The organism is Thauera sp. SDU_THAU2 (assembly GCF_038260575.1).
Lineage (GTDB): Bacteria > Pseudomonadota > Gammaproteobacteria > Burkholderiales > Rhodocyclaceae > Thauera.
In genome coordinates this window covers 788,092-805,400 of record NZ_JBBWUN010000003.1, presented here as the reverse complement: position 1 = coordinate 805,400, position 17,309 = coordinate 788,092, and the positions used below count along the sequence as shown (strand labels likewise).

The following is a 17,309-nucleotide window of genomic DNA, read 5'->3' as shown; positions in this document are numbered from 1 at the left end:
GGCTGCAGACGAAACGGCTGTGATCATCGGGTTCCGTGCGACCGAACCAGTAAATAATTATCAACATCACCTCCATTAAAAATGCGCTCCTGTTAATGACTGCATCTGTTTGTCATCCACATAACGAGAGCCGCAATGACCTCAACCCGAGCTTCGCGCCCGACACGCCGATCGCGCCCGGCACTTCTGACCCTGGCCTGCCTGGGCACATTTGGTGCTGGCCCCCTGCAAGCGCAGGATGATTCTGCAAACACCCCGACAGCAGCAACCCTGAAGACGGTGACCGTCGACGCCCAGGCCTACGACCCGGACGACGTGCGCCCCGCGACCGTCTCCACCGCGACCAAGACGGCGACGCCGCTGCGCGACATCCCCGCCACCGTCGACACCATCGAAGTCGGCAAATACAAGAGCTACGGCATCAACGACCTCAGCGTCATGCTGGACGGCATTCCCGGCATCGACGCCAGCTACGACATGCGCGGCGAGGGCATCGTGATCCGCGGCTTCGATGCCAGCAGCAGCGACATGTATCGCGACGGCATTCGCGAAAGCGGCCAGGTACGGCGCAGCACCGCCAACATCGAACGCATCGAGATCCTGAAAGGCCCCGCCTCCGTGCTGTATGGGCGCGGCAGCGGCGGCGGCGTGGTCAACATGGTCAGCAAGCAGGCACGCTTCGACGCCATCAGCAGCATCAATCTGCGTGCCGGATCATGGGACAACCGCGGCGGCACCATCGACATCAACCGCATCATCCATCCCAACGTGGTGGTGCGCCTCACCGCCGACCACGAGGAGGCGGACAGCTTTCGCAAGGGCATCGAGAGCCGCAACATCATGTACTCGCCCAGCATCCTCGTCGACACGCACAACGGTTTCAGTTGGCTGGCCCAGTACACGCACGATGACGTGTGGCGCCGCCCCGACCGCGCACCGTCCTACGACAACCTGCCCGACGGCCTTTCCCGTCGCCAGGCATTTGCCCACCCGGACGACTACGTGAAGGACAGCCTGCGCATGTTCCGTTCGGTGCTGACCTACGATTTCGCCGATGACTGGTCGGTCAAATGGACCGCGGCACAGCGCAAGGCCAACCAGGATTTCGACCACCTGTATGCAGGCAGCTACTGCAATCTGGAGGGCAGGCTGAGCAATGGCCGCGCATGCAGCAATCCGGGCAAGATGACGTTCACGCGTAGCTGGCAGATCACCTCGAACGAAACCAGGACCCACACGCTGGATCTCACCGGGAAGTTCGACACCGGCCCGATCAAGCACGACATCCTGGTCGGCGTCGAATACACCGACGAACTGCGCCATCCGCGCCTGGCCACCTCCGGAGCCACTTCCGACCCCTCGATCGCCTACCCGCTCGCGATCGACCCGTTCAACCCGGTATGGTCGCTGCCCAAGGTTCCGCGCGGAGCCGTGCCGACGAACAGCGAGCACGAGGCCCATGCAGTGGCGCTGTACGCGCAGAATCTGATCACCTTGACGCCGCAGTGGAAGCTCCTGCTCGGCATCCGCCAGGACGACTACGAGTTCAAGTCGACCAATCTCAACACCGGCGCCTCGCGCAAGTACGACGGCCGCAACGTGAGTCCGCGCGCCGGCCTGATCTGGCAGCCGATCGACGAACACAGCCTGTACATGTCGTACAGTCGCAATTTCGCGCCTTACGGCGGCAACGGCTTCCTGAATATCAGCACCAACGAGGACGCCGTATTCAACGAAGAACCCGAGCGCAGCGAACAATACGAGATCGGCATCAAGAGCGACTGGCTGGACGGACAGCTCAGCAGCCAACTGGCGGTGTACGACCTCACGCTGCTCAACATCCGCTATCGTCCCGACCCCGAGAACGATCCCTACACCTGGGCGGTGGGCCGCAAGGAACGCACCCAAGGCGTGGAGTTCAGCCTCACCGGGCGTATCAGCCGGCACTGGTACGTGCGCGGCGGCCTCGGCTACCAGGAGCCCAAGGTCGTCAAGGACGTCACCACCCCGGCCAACGAAGGGAAATACAAAGCCAGCCGCTCACGCAAGAACGGCAACTTCTTCCTGCGCTACAGTCCCAACGACAGCTGGTACGGCGAAGTCGGCCTGACCTACAAAGGGCCCTACTACACTGCGATCGACAACCTCTATGAGCGCTCCGGCTATACCCGCTGGGATGCGCTGATCGGCTATCGCGGCCTGCCGTGGAACATCACGCTGGCCGTCACCAACCTCACCGACAAGGACTATTGGCGCTCCAGCAGCATGCCCGGCACGCCGCGCACCGTGCTGCTGAACGCCAGCTATCTGTTCTGACCCCGGCCCCGGCCAAGCGAAACGGGGGCGCCAAGGCGCCCCCGCTTTGTTCCTGCGACCGGAGAATGCTCAGGCCGAGAACGACGAACCGCAGCCACACGTGCTGGTGGCATTCGGGTTGCGGATCACGAACTGCGAGCCCTCGAGGCCTTCGGTGTAATCGATCTCGGCGCCGACCAGGTACTGGTAGCTCATCGAGTCGATCAGCAGCATCACGCCATTCTTCTCGTAGGTCGTATCGTCCTCATTCACCTCTTCGTCGAAGGTGAAGCCGTACTGGAAGCCCGAGCAGCCGCCGCCGCTGACGAACACGCGCAGCTTCAGCTCGGGATTGCCTTCTTCCTCGATCAGCTCGCGCACCTTGTTGGCCGCGCTGTCGGTGAAGACCAGGATGTCGGGGGTTGCGACTTCTGCGCTCATGGTTTCTCCTCTGTAGGGGATGCGGCGGATGATGGGCCCATCCGCTCTGCGCTTGAAAGGTTCGGATCGTGCTCCGTGCCCGAGGTTCCCGTCAAGGACTGACCGGGACGATGTCCAGCCCGGCTTCCTCATCGAAACCGAACATGATGTTGAGGTTCTGCACCGCCTGACCGGCCGCCCCCTTGACGAGGTTGTCGATGACCGACAGCACGACGATGGTGTCGCCGCCCTGCGGACGATGGACCGCGATGCGGCACAGATTCGACGCCCGCACCGAGCGCGTCTCGGGATGGCTCCCCGCCGGCATCACGTCGACGAAAGCCTCGCCCGCATAGCGCTGCTCGAACAAGGCCTGCAGGTCGGGCAGTTCGATACCCTGCTTGATCCGGCCATACAAGGTGGCATGGATGCCGCGGATCATCGGCGTCAGGTGAGGCACGAAAGTCAGGCCCACCGCCTGCTTCGCCGCGAGCGACAGGCCCTGGCGGATTTCCGGCAGATGGCGGTGCCCCGGCACGCCGTAGGCCTTGAAGCTGTCGGCAGCCTCGGGCAGCAGCGTATGCACTTCCGCCTTCCGCCCCGCACCGGACACGCCGGACTTGGCATCCGCGATCAGGTGATCGGTATCGATCAGGCCGGCTTCGACCAGCGGCAGGAAGCCGAGCTGGACGGCAGTCGGGTAGCAGCCCGGGTTCGCCAGCACGCGCGCCTTGCGGATCTGCTCCCGGTTCACTTCGGGCAGGCCATACACCGCCTCGGCGACCAGTTCGGGCGCGGCATGCTCCATGCCGTACCACTTCTGCCATTCGGCCACGTCGCGGATGCGGAAATCGGCGGCCAGGTCGATCACGCGGGCACCGGCGGCGACGAGTTCCGCCGCCTGCTTCATCGCAATGCCGTTGGGCGTGGCGAAGAACACCGCGTCGCATTTGTCGAGCGCGGCATCCTGCGGTGCGACGAATTTCAGATCGACACGGCGGCGCAGGCTCGGAAACATCTCGGCGACCGGCATGCCGGCTTCGCCGCGCGACGTGATCGCGGTCAGCTCCACCTGCGGATGACGCGAAAGCAGGCGCAGCAACTCCACGCCCGTGTAACCGGTACCGCCGACAACACCTACCTTGATCATCTCGTTTCCTTTTTGCGAGTCAGGACCTAGCATCGATTATCTCACCCCGGCGGCCAAGGACAATGAAGAAGCGATGACGCCGAAGTGCCGTGTCCGGCACACGAACACCCGGGATATCCTCGACTGCGGCAGGGGAATGCAAAAAGCAAAAAGCCGCCCCTCGGGACGGCTTTCCGCATGCAGCCAGAAGCGATCAGCGCTTCGAGAACTGCTTGGCACGGCGCGCCTTGCGCAGACCGACCTTCTTACGCTCGACTTCACGGGCATCGCGGGTCACAAAGCCGGCGACGCGCAGTTCGCCCTTCAGCTCGGCGTTGTAGTCGACCAGCGCACGGGTGATGCCGTGACGCACGGCACCGGCCTGGCCGGATTCGCCACCACCGGTGACATTCACCATGATGTCGAACTTGCCTTCGTTGCCGGTCAGCACCAGCGGCTGGCGCACGATCATGCGGCCGGTTTCACGCGAGAAGAACTCGTCGACCGGCTTGCCGTTGACGACGATGTTGCCGGTGCCCGGCTTGATGAACACACGGGCAACCGCGGTCTTGCGGCGGCCGGTTCCGTAGTTGTAAGTCACAGCCATTTATCGGCTCCTGTCAGATCTCGAGAATTTGCGGCTGCTGAGCGGTGTGCGGATGCGACGGACCCGCATAGCACTTCAGCTTCTTCAGCATGGCGTAGCCCAGCGGGCCCTTCGGCAGCATGCCCTTCACCGCCTTCTCGAGCACGCGCTCGGGGAAGCGCTGCTGGAGCTTGGTGAAGTTGGTTTCGTAGATACCGCCCGGGTAGCCCGAGTGACGGTAGTACTTCTTGTCCTGCGCCTTGTTGCCGGTCACGCGCAGCTTTTCGACGTTGACGACGACGATGAAGTCGCCCGTATCAACGTGCGGAGTGTAAATGGCCTTGTGCTTGCCACGCAGACGGCGGGCGACTTCGGCGGCAAGACGGCCAAGCACCTTGTCCGTGCCGTCGACAACGAACCAGTCGCGCTTGACCTCGTGCGGCTTGGCAGAAAACGTCTTCATGTAAAACCTCGATTTTTGTCAGGCCGGACACATTCAGGCCGTCAAACGGAAAGCTCGCAAGCTTAATGGGAGCACTACTCCCCTGTCAATCACTAAACGAAGCACCGATAGCATTCGAGCAGTGCGGGCGAAAAAAAACGCAGTCCGCGAGGACTGCGTTAAATCCACACCAAAGGAGGAGGGTGGAGGAGACACCATTTGGATCGGCGCGTCGTTGTTGCCGCGTCAGCGATCCGACTGAGGTGCATTATCCAGACTCCACCCCGCCCCTGCAAGCGGAATTTTGTGCATTGCACTATAAATGTTTTGATTTTTTGATAAGACGGGCTTATCAAGCTACATTTGATTGATTTTAATCGTTTTTTTACTGCCATAAGGCAGCATCGGCTTCCGACGGCAGGGTGCTCGCTCCCTCTTCAGGAGCTTTATTTGTGCACTGCAAGAATACGGCTCCGTATTGTCCCATACGATGGCCGCGCTGACAGACCCGCACGGCCTGGAAAGCTTCACCCGCCTGCTCTCCGGTAGAATCCGCGCCAACAGCGCCCGGCCCTCCCCGGCGGTTCACAGCTCTCGAACAGGAAAGAAAGACATGGAATGCACGATCAGATGGTCCGATGGCATGAGCTTCATCGCCGAAACCGGCTCAGGCCACCTCGTCGCGATGGATGGCGCGCCGGAAGCAGGCGGCCGTAATCTCGCACCGCGGCCGATGGAACTGATGCTGGCCGGCGCGGGAGGCTGCACGGCCTTCGACGTGGTGCTGATCCTCAAGCGCGGCCGCCACGACATACGCGGCTGCAGCGTCCGCCTGGAAGCCGAGCGGGCGGATACCGATCCGAAAGTCTTCACCCGCATCCGCTTCATCTACACGGTGAGCGGCCGCCAGTTGAAGCGCGAAGCCGTCGAACGCGCCATCCACCTGTCCGCGGAAAAATACTGCTCTGCTTCGATCATGCTCGGCAAGACCGCGGAAATCACCCACGAGTGCGAGATCGTCGAGGCGGACTGAGCTTCGTAGAGCCGTCACTCCGGGCGGCGAAGCGGGATGGGTCCGACCCATCCCGCTTCGCCGCCCGCTGGCGCTCGGTTACCCGGGTTCAGATGCGGTAGGTCAGCGTCGTCATCACCTTGGAGGCGAGCTTCATCGCCCCCTTCACCGGCGCGGGCAGTTCATGCCCGCCCAGCCGGATCGCCATTTCGGCATGTTCGGCCTCATCGAGCTTCATCTGCTCGACGACCGCACGCGATTTCTGGTCGTTTGCCGGCAAGGTTTCGAGATGTCCCTTCAGATGGTTCTCGACCTGGCGTTCGGTTTCGGCCAGGAAGCCCAGATTCCAGCGGTCGCCGAAACGGCCCGCCAGCAGGCCGAGGCCCAGCGCGCCGCCGTACCACAAGGGATTGAGCAGGCTCTTGCGGCCGCCGAGCTCGGCGATGCGGCGCTCGGTCCATGCAAGATGCTCGGTTTCCTCCTGGGATGCCTGCCTCAGCGCATCGCGCAGCGACGGATCCTCGACATCAGCGCCTGGCCCTGATACAGCGCCTGGGCGCAGATCTCGCCCACATGGTTGATCCGCATCAGCGCCGCGGCATGGCGACGCTCCGCCTCGTCAAGCTCCGCCTCGGGCAGGCCTTCGCCCGGGACTGCGCGAATGCTGCGCGCCGGCGCGAAGACCGTGCGCAGCGCCTTGTCGAATTCGATGATGGCGGTATCGATCATTATCGGACTCCGTAAGTGCTGGAGCGGTGCAGCGGATTGCGCAACAGGCGCAGAGCATGCTCGAGATCGCGCGGCGCGGCCGGCCCGTCGCAGAAATGCTCGTACGCCAGCGCCGCCTGCGGACGGTTGTAGTTATTGTCACTGATCGGCTGCCAGTCGCTCTTCTTCATCGGCGTCCATTCGCCGTTCCGGCGCCCGCTGGCGTAGATCCGGCGCTCGCCGGTCGCGCAGCGCAAGCCTTCGTAGGTGATGTTCTCCGCACCGCTGGGCGTGCGTACCACCAGGGTGTAGCGGACCACGCGGTCCTCGCCGACGCTGATGCTGCCTTCATCGACGAAGAAGCTGTTCGGCGACGCACTGCTGACGAAGAAAGCCCGCAAGCGGGCATCGTCCACCGGCGGCGGCATCGTCACCTCGGCCTCCTTCCAGTCGGGATCCTCGTCGAACAGCAAGCCCCCCAGGGCGCTGCCGGAAACCAGGGTCAGCGCGGCAAGCCCCGCGCCGACGGCACTACGTACACGTGAATTCAATCCCAGCAGCCTCCAGGGAGATGAGATAGCCTCAGTCAGGGCTCAGCGCTGCGACGCACCGAGGACCACCGGCACCGGCCGCTCGGGTTCGGGCAGGCGGTAGCTTTCCGGCAGATCGAAGTTGCGCGACCGGAACAGCACGCGCGCCAGTTCGACGAGTGCCATCTGATACACCTGCCGCTTGAACTCGATCACCGCCTCCAGCGGCACCCAGTAATTGCTCCATCGCCAGGCATCGAATTCCGGGTGCGAACTCGCACGCAGGCAGACATCGGAATCACGCCCCACCAAGCGCAACAGAAACCAGATCTGCTTCTGTCCACGATAGGTGTTGCGCCATTCGCGCCGTATCCAGTGCCGCGGCACTTCGTAGCGCAGCCAGCCCCGCGTGCGGCCGAGGATCTTGACGTGCTCCGGACGCAATCCGACTTCCTCGAACAGTTCCCGGTACATCGCCTGCTCCGGCGATTCGCCGTGCTTGATGCCACCTTGCGGAAACTGCCAGGAATGTTCGCGGATGCGCTTGCCCCAGAAAACCTCGTTGCGCGCATTTACCAGAATGATGCCGACGTTCGGGCGAAAGCCTTCACGATCAAGCATGACTAACCTTCAAATTCGGTTGATTGACGTCGATTTTTTCACACTTGGGTGCGCTTTGAAAGCGCACCATCGGCGTGCATCGATCCACCATACCCGATACAAGCCTTTACAGGCGGTGCCTTGCGCTAGAATCGCGCGTTCGACAACGCCTTTCCAGACTGAAGACTCTCATGCGCGCCAGCCAGTTCCATCTGTTCACCCTCAAGGAAGCCCCCTCCGACGCCGAAGTCGTCAGCCAGAAGCTGATGCTGCGCGCCGGCATGATCCGCAAGGCCGCGGCCGGCATCTACAGCTACATGCCGATGGCCTTGCGCTCGATCCGCAAGGTCGAGACGATCATCCGCGAGGAAATGAACCGCGCCGGCGCGATGGAGCTGACCATGCCGCTGGTGCAGCCCGCCGAGCTGTGGCAGGAAACGGGCCGCTGGGACAAGATGGGCCCGGAACTGCTGCGCCTGAAGGACCGCCACGAGCGCGACTTCGCGATGCAGCCGACCTCCGAGGAAGTCGTCACCGACATCGCCCGCCAGGAACTGAAGAGCTACCGCCAGCTGCCGCGCAACTTCTACCAGATCCAGACCAAGTTCCGCGACGAGCGCCGGCCGCGCTTCGGCATCATGCGCGGCCGTGAGTTCACGATGAAGGACGCCTACTCCTTCGACCGCAGCGAAGAAGCCGCCGGCCGCAGCTACGACAGCATGTTCGCCGCCTACACGCGCATCTTCGACCGCCTCGGCCTCCGGTACCGCGCCGTCGCCGCCGACACCGGCGCCATCGGCGGCGACCGCTCGCACGAATTCCAGGTCATCGCCGACACCGGCGAAGACGCCATCGTCTACTGCCCGGACTCCAGCTACGCCGCCAACATCGAGCTGGCCGAAGCCGTGTCGCTGCTGCCGGGCCGCGGCGAAGCCAAACAGGCGCTGGAGAAGACCCCGACCCCCGGCAAGGCCACCTGCGAGGACGTCGCCGAGCTGCTCGGCGCGCCGCTCGCCACCACGGTCAAGTCGCTGGTGCTGGCCACCGACGACGTCGACGACAAGGGCGAGCCGGCCGGCGTCACCGTCTGGCTGCTGCTGGTGCGCGGCGACCACGCCCTGAACGAAGTCAAGGCCGGCAAGCTGGAAGGGCTCAAGGCCGGCTTCCGCTTCGCCACCGAGGCGGAAATCCTCGCGCACTTCGGCTGCAAGCCGGGCTACCTCGGCCCGATCGGGCTGAAGAAACCGGTCAGGATCGTCGCCGACCGCACGGTCGCCGACATGGCCGACTTCATCTGCGGCGCCAACGACGCCGACTACCACTTCACCGGCGTCAACTGGGGCCGCGACCTGCCCGAACCGGACCTCGTCGCCGACATCCGCAACGTCGTCGAAGGCGACCCCTCGCCCGACGGCAAGGGTATGCTGGCGATCCAGCGCGGCATCGAGGTCGGCCACGTGTTCTACCTGGGCACCAAGTACTCCAAGGCGATGAACGCCACCTTCCTCGACGAGGACGGCAAACCCAAGCATTTCGAGATGGGCTGCTACGGCATCGGCGTGACCCGCATCCTGGGTGCCGCGATCGAGCAGAACCACGACGCCCGCGGCATCATCTGGCCGCTGGCGATCGCACCTTTCGAAGTCGTGATCTGCCCGGTCGGCTGGGGCAAGTCCGAAGCCGTGCGCGACGAAGCACAGAAGCTCTACGACACCCTGCTGGCACAGGGCGTGGATGTCATTCTCGACGACCGCGACGAACGCCCCGGCGTGATGTTCGCCGACTGGGAGCTGATCGGCGTGCCGCACCGCGTCACCATCGGCGACCGCGGGCTGAAGGAAGGCCTGGTGGAATACCAAGGCCGGCGCGACGCCGAGGCCGCCAAATTCGCCGCTGGCGACATCGCGGCCCGCATCCTGGCCCTGCTCGGCAAGGCCTGAGCATGCACCACCCGTCGGCCCTGCTCCGCACCGCCGCCGCGCTGCTGTTCGCGCTGGCCGGCAACGCGGTGCAGGCCGGCGCGCAACAGTACGAACCGCTGGCCGCCAGCGTGCGCGCGGCACTGCACGAAGCGGTCAGCGACGCAGTGGCACCGATGTTGCCGATTCCCGACGCTGGCGAGCGCGCGCAGTGGCTGGCGGAAATGTCACGCCGGCTGCAGAAGCGGATTCCGGACCTCAACTACCGCAACGAGCTGCTGACCAGCATCCACTACGAAGCCACCCGTGCCGGCCTCGACCCGCAACTGGTGCTCGCCCTGATCCAGGTCGAAAGCAACTTCCGCAAATACGCGATCTCGTCGGCCGGCGCGCGCGGCTACATGCAGGTGATGCCGTTCTGGCTCAAGGTCATGGAGCGGCCGGACGACAACCTGTTCCACCTGCGCACCAACCTGCGCTACGGCTGCACGATCCTGCGCCACTATCTCGACATCGAGAAAGGCGATCTCTTCCGCGCGCTCGGCCGCTACAACGGCAGCCTGGGCAAGCCGGGCTACCCGAACCTGGTGCGCACGGCGTGGGAAAAACAATGGAGCTGGCAGGCCCAACGGCTCGCTGCCAGCTCCAGCACGCTCACTCCCACGGAGTGGAAATCGAATCCGCGGAGGTGGCACGCACCCCCGCTGCGACATCAACCGGCCACCGCCGCAATCGGCTTGCTGTCGTTGCCGCGGCTCTCGACCGCGCGAAGCCCTTCCTTCGCTCCCGCCTTGGCGAGCGACTGCACATCGCCGGACACTTCGCCGCCTTCCTCGATCAGGATCTTGCCGTAGCGAATCTTGCCGCTGACCCGGCCGGTGGCATGGATGATCAACTGCTCGCGGGCCGTCAGCTCGCCTTCGAAGCGGCCGTGGATCTCGGCGACATCGATGCCGACCGTGCCTTCGTAGGAACCGTTCTCGGCAATTCGGATGACGCGGCTGTCCATCGTCGCCTCGACCCGGCCTTCGACGACCAGGGTATCGCAATCGAGGATCTCGGCGCCCTTCAGCTTGACGTCGGGCCCGACGATCAGGCGGCTACCACCCGTCGCGGCCTCCACCGGCGCAGCGGGCTCGGATTTCGCCGAATCCACCCTGGTCACCTCCTGCGCCGAGTCGGAAGACGAGGCCACGCTGGACGGGGAAACGCTGCTCCCCATCGTTGCGGGTCGCGTCGGCGTGGAGCGCTGGCCAACGGATTCGGTCTGCTTCGGAAAAAGATTCGGCTTGTTGAACATGGCATCTCCTTGGACTGGCTTCAACCGTCCGACACGGTTGCTGAACCTCCAGCCCATTCGCAAGCCTCATGCCACGGATTTCTTTCCCGAGTGATTTCAAACGCTTGAAAGCCAGGGCATGGCAATGCGCCGTCTTCGTGCCGCCATCGCAGCACCGATTCTGTCGCCTCAGCCCGACATTGATTCGACCCAATCGTCGCAAACGGCTGTTATCAAAAAATTTTCCAGTGTCACATTGAAGCGACAGGCTACGGAAATTGCCCGTACCCGGCCGATTTGCCTGCGCCAGCGATCTCATGGCTCGCTAGAATCATGAAGTCCGTACTTTTCCGCAGAGCACCAAGAAAAATGCTGCGTCCGTCATTCAGTTCGACTCTGCTCGCGAGCTTCCTGTCGATCGTCGCCATCCTCAGCGCCGCAGCCATCAGCGGCTGGCTCGACCTCGAAAGCTTCGCCCGCGACAGCCGTCGCAGTGCAGCCGCCTTGCTCGAGCTCAACAGCGACATGCAGCAACTCGCCGAACGGACCGTCGATTTCGAGCGCGGCGCCCGCCAGTATCTGGTGCATGAGGAAATCTCCTTCCTCGAACGCTTCAACGGCGCCCGCGCCGAAGCCCTCGCCGCCCTGGCCCGTATCGAGGCGCAGCTGGCCGATGCCGCCCCGCTCGCCTCCCAATGGCGCGAACAGGCCGCAGCAGCCGAGGCCGCGGTGGCGGGTGATGCCACCGCCGTCCCCCTCGAGCTGCGCAGCCAGGCTGCAGCCACCGCCCTCGCGGAGCTGGCCCGGCTCAACGACGACCTGGCCCAGGCCGTTCGCACGCACATCATCGACAGCAACGGCAAGCTGCTCGACACCCTCGACCAGCGCCGCGAACAGCTGACCCGGCAGATTCTCGGCGCACTGGCACTGTCCGTCGTCCTTGCCGCACTGACCGGCTGGTGGCTGCTGCGCCCGCTGCGCCACATCGAACGGGGCATCTCTGACCTCGGCGAGAACCGCCTCAACCAGGCCATCCGCATCGACGGCCCGGCGGATCTGCGCCGGGTCGGCAAGCAGCTCGACTGGCTGCGCGTGCGCCTGAGCGAACTGGAAGCGAACCGGAATCGCGTGCTGCGCCACGTCTCCCATGAACTCAAGACACCGCTCGCCTCGCTGCGCGAGGGCGTCTCGCTGCTCGCGGACGGCGTACTCGGCCGGCTCACGCCCGAGCAGCAGGAAGTCACGGCCATCCTCGAGCACAATACGCGCGCCCTGCAGGAACGCATCGAACAGCTGCTGCACTACAACGCCATCCAGTTCGACTCCCGCCGCCTCGACCTGCAGCCGAGCGCCTTGCTGCCGATGGTGCGCGAAGTCGCCAGCGAGTTGCAGTTGCAGGCGCAGGCGCGCGGCGTGGCGATCGACATCGTCGGCGACGCCCCGCTCGTGCGCGCCGACCCCGGCAAATTGCGCATCGCGCTGTCGAACCTGATCGCCAACGCCGTCGGCTTCAGCCCGACTGGCAGCAAGGTGCGGGTCGAGCTGTCTGCGCAGGACGAGAAAGTGCTCATCGACTGCATCGACGACGGCCCCGGCATCCGGCCGGAAGAGTCCGAACGCATCTTCGAGCCCTTCTTCCAGGGCAGCCATCCGGACGAGCGCACGTCCAAGGGCACCGGTCTCGGCCTCGCGATCGTGCGGGAATTCATTGCCGCGCATCACGGCAAGGTTTCCGCGCTTCCGGTCGAACGCGGCGCCCATTTCCGAGTCGAACTCCCCCATGCGACCTGACCTCCATCCGAGCCCGATGCCACGCGCCATCGCACCCGCCACTTCGTCCGGCACCTCGCCTGCCGCCCTGCTCCTGCTGCTGGGCGCACTGCTGCTGTCGAGCTGCACCGCGCTGCCCCACCTCGACAAGGCCGAAGACGGCGCTTCGCACCACGGCGAAACACAGGCCACCACTGCCGAGCAGACCATGCAGGCGGCAATCCGCGCCGCCAGGCCGCGCCAATCCAACCTGCCGCGCGCCCGAAGCCTGCTGCAGGGGCTGCTGGCCGCCGAAGACGCCGAATCGCGTGCGCTGCATCCATACGCACGTGCGCTGCTCGAGCAGGTTCAGGAGCGCCAGCGCCTCGCCGGGCTCAACGAGCGCCTCGGCCAGCAGCTCGAACAAAGCGCCGAAGCACTCAAGGACAGCGAACAGCGCAACGAAGCACTGCAACGCAAGCTCGATGCCCTGGCCGAAATCGAGCGCAGCCTGACGCCGCCGGTGCCGGCCGCGCCGCGCCCGCGTTCCCAGTGAGCCGGCGCCACCCTCCCGTCGAGGCGCCAGGCGCGCAGCGCGTGCTGCTGGTCGACGACGACACCGACCTGCTGCGGCTGCTGTCGATGCGCCTGAAGGCCAGCGGCTATCGTGTCGCCACCGCCGCATCCGCCGTCGAAGCGCGCAGCCGGCTCGGCACCGAGCGCTTCGACCTGGTGCTCAGCGACGTGCGCCTGCCCGACGGCGACGGCCTCGCCCTGTTCGATGAAATCCGCCAGCAACACCCGGCCCTGCCCGTCATCCTGATCACCGCCCACGGCACGATTCCGGATGCGGTCGAAGCCACCTCGCGCGGCGTCGCCGGCTACCTGACCAAGCCTTTCGACAGCCAGGCGCTGCTGACGCGCATCGCCCAGACCCTGCAGCTCGGCGTTCCCGCGCCTGCTGCCGGCCATGCCGCGGACGACGGCTGGCGGGCCGACATCATCAGCCACAGCACGCGCATGCACGCGCTGCTGGACGAGGCCAGGCTGGTTGCCGCATCGGACGCCAGCGTGCTGATCCGCGGCGACAGCGGCACCGGCAAGGAGCTCCTCGCCCACGCCATCCACCGCGCCAGCCCGCGTGCCGCCGCGCCTTTCGTCGCCATCAACTGCGGCGCGATCCCGGAGCCCCTGCTCGAATCCGAACTGTTCGGCCATGTCCGCGGCGCCTTCACCGGCGCCACCAGCCACCACACCGGCCTGGTGCAGGCCGCGCATGGCGGCACGCTGTTCCTCGACGAGATCGGCGACATGCCGCCGTCGCTGCAGGTCAAGCTGCTGCGCGTGCTGCAGGAGCGCGCGGTACGCCCGGTAGGCGCCACCCGCGCCGAACCGGTCGATCTGCGCATCCTGTCCGCCACCCATCGCGACCTCGATGCCGCGCTGGCCACCGGCCAGTTCCGCGAAGACCTCTACTACCGCATCAACGTCGTCAGCCTGGAACTGCCCACGCTCGGCGAACGCCGCGAAGACATCCCGCTGCTGGCCGAGCACTTCCTGCGCCAGGTGGCACGGAAGTACGGCAAGGAGCTGAGCGGCTTCGCCGCCGACGCGCTCGAAGCGCTGGCCATGGCCAGATGGCCCGGCAACGTGCGCCAGCTGCAGAACGTCATCGAGCAGGTCTGCGCCTTGGCGACGACGCCGCTGATCCCGCGCAGCCTGGTCGAACGCGCGCTGCGCGTGCAGCCGATCGAAGCACTCGGTTATGCCGAAGCCAAGCGCCGCTTCGAGCGAAACTACCTGATACAGCTGCTGAAACTGACTGCGGGTAACGTGTCAGACGCTGCACGGCTGGCCGAACGCAACCGCACCGAGTTCTACCGCCTGCTGCAGCGCCACGGCCTGACGCCCGACCTGTTCCGCGGCGGCAGTCCGGATGTCGAACGCTGAACAGCCCAAAGGAGTTACACCATGATCAAGCGCCAGACGATCGCCACCCTCATCACCACCACCGCGCTGGCCTACGCCATCTGCACCCCGGCCCAGGCCACCAGCCTGCTGCCGAGCGTGGAGATCGACGTGCCGAGCAACTGCAGCGGCGAGAAGCACGACGCCGGCGGCACCAAGGACAAGATCAGCAAGCCGGTCCAGAGCTGAACCAGGCTCATCGGGTGCATGGGGAAACGGCAAGCCGCGGGGGAGCGGAGACAAGCGCCCCGCTCCCCCGCCTGACGATCCGAATCAGGCCGTACCGCCCACCGTCAGCCCGTCGATGCGCAGCGTCGGCTGGCCGACGCCCACCGGCACGCTCTGGCCATCCTTGCCGCAGGTGCCGACGCCGGGATCGAGCCGCATGTCGTTGCCGATCAGCTTCACCTTGGTCAGCGCATCGGGGCCGTTGCCGATCAAGGTCGCGCCCTTGACCGGGCGGGTGACCTTGCCATCCTCGATCAGGTAGGCCTCGGCGGTCGAGAACACGAACTTGCCCGAAGTGATGTCGACCTGGCCGCCGCCGAAGTTCACCGCGTACAAGCCCTTCTTCACCGACTTGATGATCTCTTCCGGGTCCTTGTCGCCGTTCAGCATGTAGGTGTTGGTCATGCGCGGCAGCGGCAGATGGGCAAAGGATTCGCGCCGGCCGTTGCCGGTCGGCGTCATGCCCATCAGACGGGCATTCATCATGTCCTGCATGTAGCCGGTGAGGATGCCGTCCTCGATCAGCACCGTGCGCCGGGTCGGATTGCCTTCGTCGTCGATCGACAGCGAGCCGCGGCGGTCCGGCAGCGTGCCGTCATCGACCACGGTGACGCCCTTGGCCGCGACCTGCTGGCCGATGCGGCCCGAGAAGGCCGAGCTGCCCTTGCGGTTGAAATCACCTTCCAGGCCGTGGCCGATCGCCTCGTGCAGCAGGATGCCCGGCCAGCCCGGCCCCAGTACCACCGGCATGCTGCCGGCCGGTGCCGGATCGGCACCGAGGTTGACGCGCGCCTGGTGCACTGCGGCGTGCGCATACTCGTGCAGCCGCTCGTCGCTGAAATAGCCATAGTCGTAGCGCCCGCCGCCACCGCCGCTGCCCTGCTCGCGGCGGCCGTCCTCCTCCATGATCACGGTGATCGACACCCGCACCAGCGGCCGCACGTCGGCCGCCAGGTGGCCGTCGCTGCGCGCCACCATCACCACTTCCCAACTGCCGGCGATGTGCGCCATGACCTGGGTGACGCGTGGATCCTCGGCGCGGGCGAAACCCTCGAGCCGCTCCAGCAGCCTGACCTTGGCGGTATCGTCGAGCGAATCGAGCGGATCGTCGCCACGGTACAGCCGCGACTTGAGCTTGTGCGGCACGATGTTCACGCTGCGGCGCTCGCCGGCGGCGGCGATCGCGCGGGTGGCGGTGGCCGCGTCCAGCAGCGCGTCGAGCGAGATGTCGTCCGAATAGGCGAAAGCCGTCTTCTCGCCGCTGATCGCACGCACGCCCACGCCCTGCTCGATGTCGAAGCTGCCCGACTTGACGATGCCTTCCTCAAGGCTCCAGGCCTCGGAGCGCTGGTACTGGAAATACAGGTCGGCGAAGTCGATGTCGTGGCGCATCAGCTTGCGGAAGGTCTTCTCCAACTCCGCCTCGCCCAGGCCATGGGGCGACAACAGGTAGCGGTCGGCGGTTTTCAGCGGATTCTGGCTCTTGCTCATGCTGGGTCCTTGGATTCCTTGCCGGGTTGGACCGGCCGGGCGCACAAACGATCGCGCCCGATTCAGGTTCGATGTACTCGGCCGGGGATTCAACCCAGGCAACGGTGGTGCAGCGCCGGCAGGCTTTCGCGCACGGCCGCGATGCGCCCGGCATCGACTTCCGCCAGCACCACGCCGGGGCCCTCGTCGCGGCAGGCGAGCACCTCGCCCCAGGGGTCGACGATCATGCTGTGGCCCCAGGTCACGCGTCCGCTCGGATGGCGCCCGCCCTGGGCCGGCGCCATCACGTAGCACTGGTTCTCGATCGCGCGGGCACGCAGCAGCACTTCCCAGTGCGCCCGGCCGGTGGTGTGGGTGAAGGCGGCCGGCAGCACGATCAGGTCGAGCTCGCCCATGGCGCGGAAGAGTTCGGGAAAACGCAGGTCGTAGCACACCGACAGCCCCACGCGCCCGACGGGCGAATCGAAGCTGCACACGGTGGCGCCCGGCTCGATCGTCGCCGCCTCGTCGTAGCGCTCGCCGCCGCGCTGGAAGCCGAACAGGTGGATCTTGTCGTAGCGCGCCACGCGCCGGCCGGCATCGTCATACACCAGCGTGCTGTTGCGCACCTTGTCGTCGGCCTCGGCCACCAGCGGCACCGTGCCGCCCACCAGCCAGACGCCGTGCCGGCTCGCCAGTCCGGCGAGGAAGTCCTGCAGCGGCCCGCTGCCATCGGTCTCGCGGATGCCGACCTTGGCCTGGTCGTCGGCGCTGATCAGCGGGAAGTACTCAGGCAGCGCCACCAGGCGTGCACCGGCAGCGGCGGCCTCGGCCACCAGGCCGGCGGCGGTTTCGAGGTTGCCGGCCACGTCGGGACCGGACACCATCTGGATGGCAGCGACACGCGCGCTGCCGGAAGCGGATACGGATACGGAAGAAGACGGTTCGTTCATGCAGGGCCTGGCAATCTCGGG

The 17,309-nt window shown here is 65.6% G+C and carries 16 protein-coding genes and 2 pseudogenes; 8 read left to right on the top strand and 10 right to left on the bottom strand.

What is annotated here, in order from left to right; all coding sequences use genetic code 11:
- Positions 1-279: 279 nt before the first annotated feature.
- The gene (locus AAFL97_RS04815) at positions 280-2,316 is read left to right on the top strand and encodes a TonB-dependent receptor (protein WP_341643956.1); all 2,037 of its coding nucleotides are present in this window, start codon (positions 280-282) and stop codon (positions 2,314-2,316) included.
- A gap of 69 nt (positions 2,317-2,385) precedes the next feature.
- On the opposite strand, the gene erpA is transcribed toward AAFL97_RS04815, so the two are convergent.
- From erpA to rplM, 4 genes are all read right to left on the bottom strand, one after another.
- A complete protein-coding gene (gene erpA, locus AAFL97_RS04810) occupies positions 2,386-2,736 on the bottom strand; it encodes an iron-sulfur cluster insertion protein ErpA (RefSeq protein WP_263461894.1) in 351 nt (116 codons plus the stop codon).
- A gap of 91 nt (positions 2,737-2,827) precedes the next feature.
- Entirely contained in the window at positions 2,828-3,865 is a 1,038-nt protein-coding gene (argC, locus tag AAFL97_RS04805) for an N-acetyl-gamma-glutamyl-phosphate reductase (protein ID WP_341643955.1), read from the bottom strand.
- Between the two features lie 193 nt (positions 3,866-4,058).
- The gene (rpsI, locus tag AAFL97_RS04800; protein ID WP_263461892.1) at positions 4,059-4,451 is read right to left on the bottom strand and encodes a 30S ribosomal protein S9; all 393 of its coding nucleotides are present in this window, start codon (positions 4,449-4,451) and stop codon (positions 4,059-4,061) included.
- A gap of 13 nt (positions 4,452-4,464) precedes the next feature.
- A complete protein-coding gene (rplM, locus tag AAFL97_RS04795; RefSeq protein WP_068636128.1) occupies positions 4,465-4,893 on the bottom strand; it encodes a 50S ribosomal protein L13 in 429 nt (142 codons plus the stop codon).
- A gap of 592 nt (positions 4,894-5,485) precedes the next feature.
- On the opposite strand from rplM, the gene AAFL97_RS04790 reads away from it, so the two are divergent.
- Entirely contained in the window at positions 5,486-5,905 is a 420-nt protein-coding gene (locus AAFL97_RS04790) for an OsmC family protein (RefSeq protein ID WP_341643954.1), read from the top strand.
- Positions 5,906-5,993: 88 nt separating this feature from the next.
- Here the strand turns inward: AAFL97_RS04790 and coq7 are convergent.
- The 3 genes and pseudogenes from coq7 to AAFL97_RS04775 all read right to left on the bottom strand — a co-directional run bounded on the left by coq7 (position 5,994) and on the right by AAFL97_RS04775 (position 7,743).
- Positions 5,994-6,613 (bottom strand): annotated as a pseudogene (gene coq7, locus AAFL97_RS04785) (2-polyprenyl-3-methyl-6-methoxy-1,4-benzoquinone monooxygenase).
- A complete protein-coding gene (locus AAFL97_RS04780; protein ID WP_341643953.1) occupies positions 6,613-7,143 on the bottom strand; it encodes a CNP1-like family protein in 531 nt (176 codons plus the stop codon). Before AAFL97_RS04780 ends, coq7 begins: the two are co-directional and overlap by 1 nt.
- 42 nt (positions 7,144-7,185) lie before the next feature.
- Positions 7,186-7,743 (bottom strand): RNA pyrophosphohydrolase, encoded by a 558-nt coding sequence (locus AAFL97_RS04775; RefSeq protein WP_263461887.1) that lies wholly within the window; start codon positions 7,741-7,743, stop codon positions 7,186-7,188.
- A gap of 170 nt (positions 7,744-7,913) precedes the next feature.
- Here AAFL97_RS04775 and AAFL97_RS04770 point away from each other — a divergent pair, with 170 nt between their 5' ends.
- Positions 7,914-9,662, top strand: coding sequence for a proline--tRNA ligase (locus tag AAFL97_RS04770; protein WP_341643952.1), 1,749 nt, complete (start codon positions 7,914-7,916; stop codon positions 9,660-9,662).
- Positions 9,663-9,664: 2 nt separating this feature from the next.
- Positions 9,665-10,303: pseudogene (locus AAFL97_RS04765) on the top strand (lytic transglycosylase domain-containing protein); the annotation flags it as partial.
- Positions 10,304-10,353: 50 nt separating this feature from the next.
- Here AAFL97_RS04765 and AAFL97_RS04760 read toward each other — a convergent pair.
- Entirely contained in the window at positions 10,354-10,941 is a 588-nt protein-coding gene (locus AAFL97_RS04760; protein WP_341643951.1) for a bactofilin family protein, read from the bottom strand.
- A 348-nt stretch (positions 10,942-11,289) separates the two neighbouring features.
- On the opposite strand from AAFL97_RS04760, the gene AAFL97_RS04755 reads away from it, so the two are divergent.
- From AAFL97_RS04755 to AAFL97_RS04740, 4 genes are read left to right on the top strand one after another with little or no spacing between them, the layout of a single operon-like run.
- On the top strand, positions 11,290-12,711 hold the full coding sequence (locus AAFL97_RS04755) for a sensor histidine kinase (protein ID WP_341643950.1): 1,422 nt from the start codon (positions 11,290-11,292) through the stop codon (positions 12,709-12,711).
- Positions 12,701-13,225, top strand: coding sequence for a hypothetical protein (locus AAFL97_RS04750; protein ID WP_341643949.1), 525 nt, complete (start codon positions 12,701-12,703; stop codon positions 13,223-13,225). Before AAFL97_RS04755 ends, AAFL97_RS04750 begins: the two co-directional genes overlap by 11 nt.
- Positions 13,222-14,619, top strand: coding sequence for a sigma 54-interacting transcriptional regulator (locus tag AAFL97_RS04745; RefSeq protein WP_341643948.1), 1,398 nt, complete (start codon positions 13,222-13,224; stop codon positions 14,617-14,619). Before AAFL97_RS04750 ends, AAFL97_RS04745 begins: the two co-directional genes overlap by 4 nt.
- Before the next feature lie 21 nt (positions 14,620-14,640).
- On the top strand, positions 14,641-14,826 hold the full coding sequence (locus tag AAFL97_RS04740; RefSeq protein ID WP_341643947.1) for a hypothetical protein: 186 nt from the start codon (positions 14,641-14,643) through the stop codon (positions 14,824-14,826).
- Between the two features lie 84 nt (positions 14,827-14,910).
- Here AAFL97_RS04740 and tldD read toward each other — a convergent pair whose 3' ends face one another.
- Positions 14,911-16,356 (bottom strand): metalloprotease TldD, encoded by a 1,446-nt coding sequence (tldD, locus tag AAFL97_RS04735; RefSeq protein WP_341643946.1) that lies wholly within the window; start codon positions 16,354-16,356, stop codon positions 14,911-14,913.
- Positions 16,357-16,445: 89 nt separating this feature from the next.
- Entirely contained in the window at positions 16,446-17,288 is an 843-nt protein-coding gene (locus AAFL97_RS04730; RefSeq protein ID WP_341643945.1) for a carbon-nitrogen hydrolase family protein, read from the bottom strand.
- Positions 17,289-17,309 lie beyond the last annotated feature (21 nt).

Excerpts from the sequence above, each read along its gene's own strand:
- erpA (WP_263461894.1), bottom strand. The coding sequence starts at position 2,736 with ATGAGCGCAGAAGTCGCAACCCCCGACATCCTGGTCTTCACCGACAGC.
- argC (WP_341643955.1), bottom strand. The coding sequence starts at position 3,865 with ATGATCAAGGTAGGTGTTGTCGGCGGTACCGGTTACACGGGCGTGGAG.
- rpsI (WP_263461892.1), bottom strand. The coding sequence starts at position 4,451 with ATGGCTGTGACTTACAACTACGGAACCGGCCGCCGCAAGACCGCGGTT.
- rplM (WP_068636128.1), bottom strand. The coding sequence starts at position 4,893 with ATGAAGACGTTTTCTGCCAAGCCGCACGAGGTCAAGCGCGACTGGTTC.
- AAFL97_RS04790 (WP_341643954.1), top strand. The coding sequence starts at position 5,486 with ATGGAATGCACGATCAGATGGTCCGATGGCATGAGCTTCATCGCCGAA.
- AAFL97_RS04775 (WP_263461887.1), bottom strand. The coding sequence starts at position 7,743 with ATGCTTGATCGTGAAGGCTTTCGCCCGAACGTCGGCATCATTCTGGTA.
- AAFL97_RS04770 (WP_341643952.1), top strand. The coding sequence starts at position 7,914 with ATGCGCGCCAGCCAGTTCCATCTGTTCACCCTCAAGGAAGCCCCCTCC.
- AAFL97_RS04760 (WP_341643951.1), bottom strand. The coding sequence starts at position 10,941 with ATGTTCAACAAGCCGAATCTTTTTCCGAAGCAGACCGAATCCGTTGGC.
- AAFL97_RS04755 (WP_341643950.1), top strand. The coding sequence starts at position 11,290 with ATGCTGCGTCCGTCATTCAGTTCGACTCTGCTCGCGAGCTTCCTGTCG.
- AAFL97_RS04750 (WP_341643949.1), top strand. The coding sequence starts at position 12,701 with ATGCGACCTGACCTCCATCCGAGCCCGATGCCACGCGCCATCGCACCC.
- AAFL97_RS04740 (WP_341643947.1), top strand. The coding sequence starts at position 14,641 with ATGATCAAGCGCCAGACGATCGCCACCCTCATCACCACCACCGCGCTG.
- tldD (WP_341643946.1), bottom strand. The coding sequence starts at position 16,356 with ATGAGCAAGAGCCAGAATCCGCTGAAAACCGCCGACCGCTACCTGTTG.
- AAFL97_RS04730 (WP_341643945.1), bottom strand. The coding sequence starts at position 17,288 with ATGAACGAACCGTCTTCTTCCGTATCCGTATCCGCTTCCGGCAGCGCG.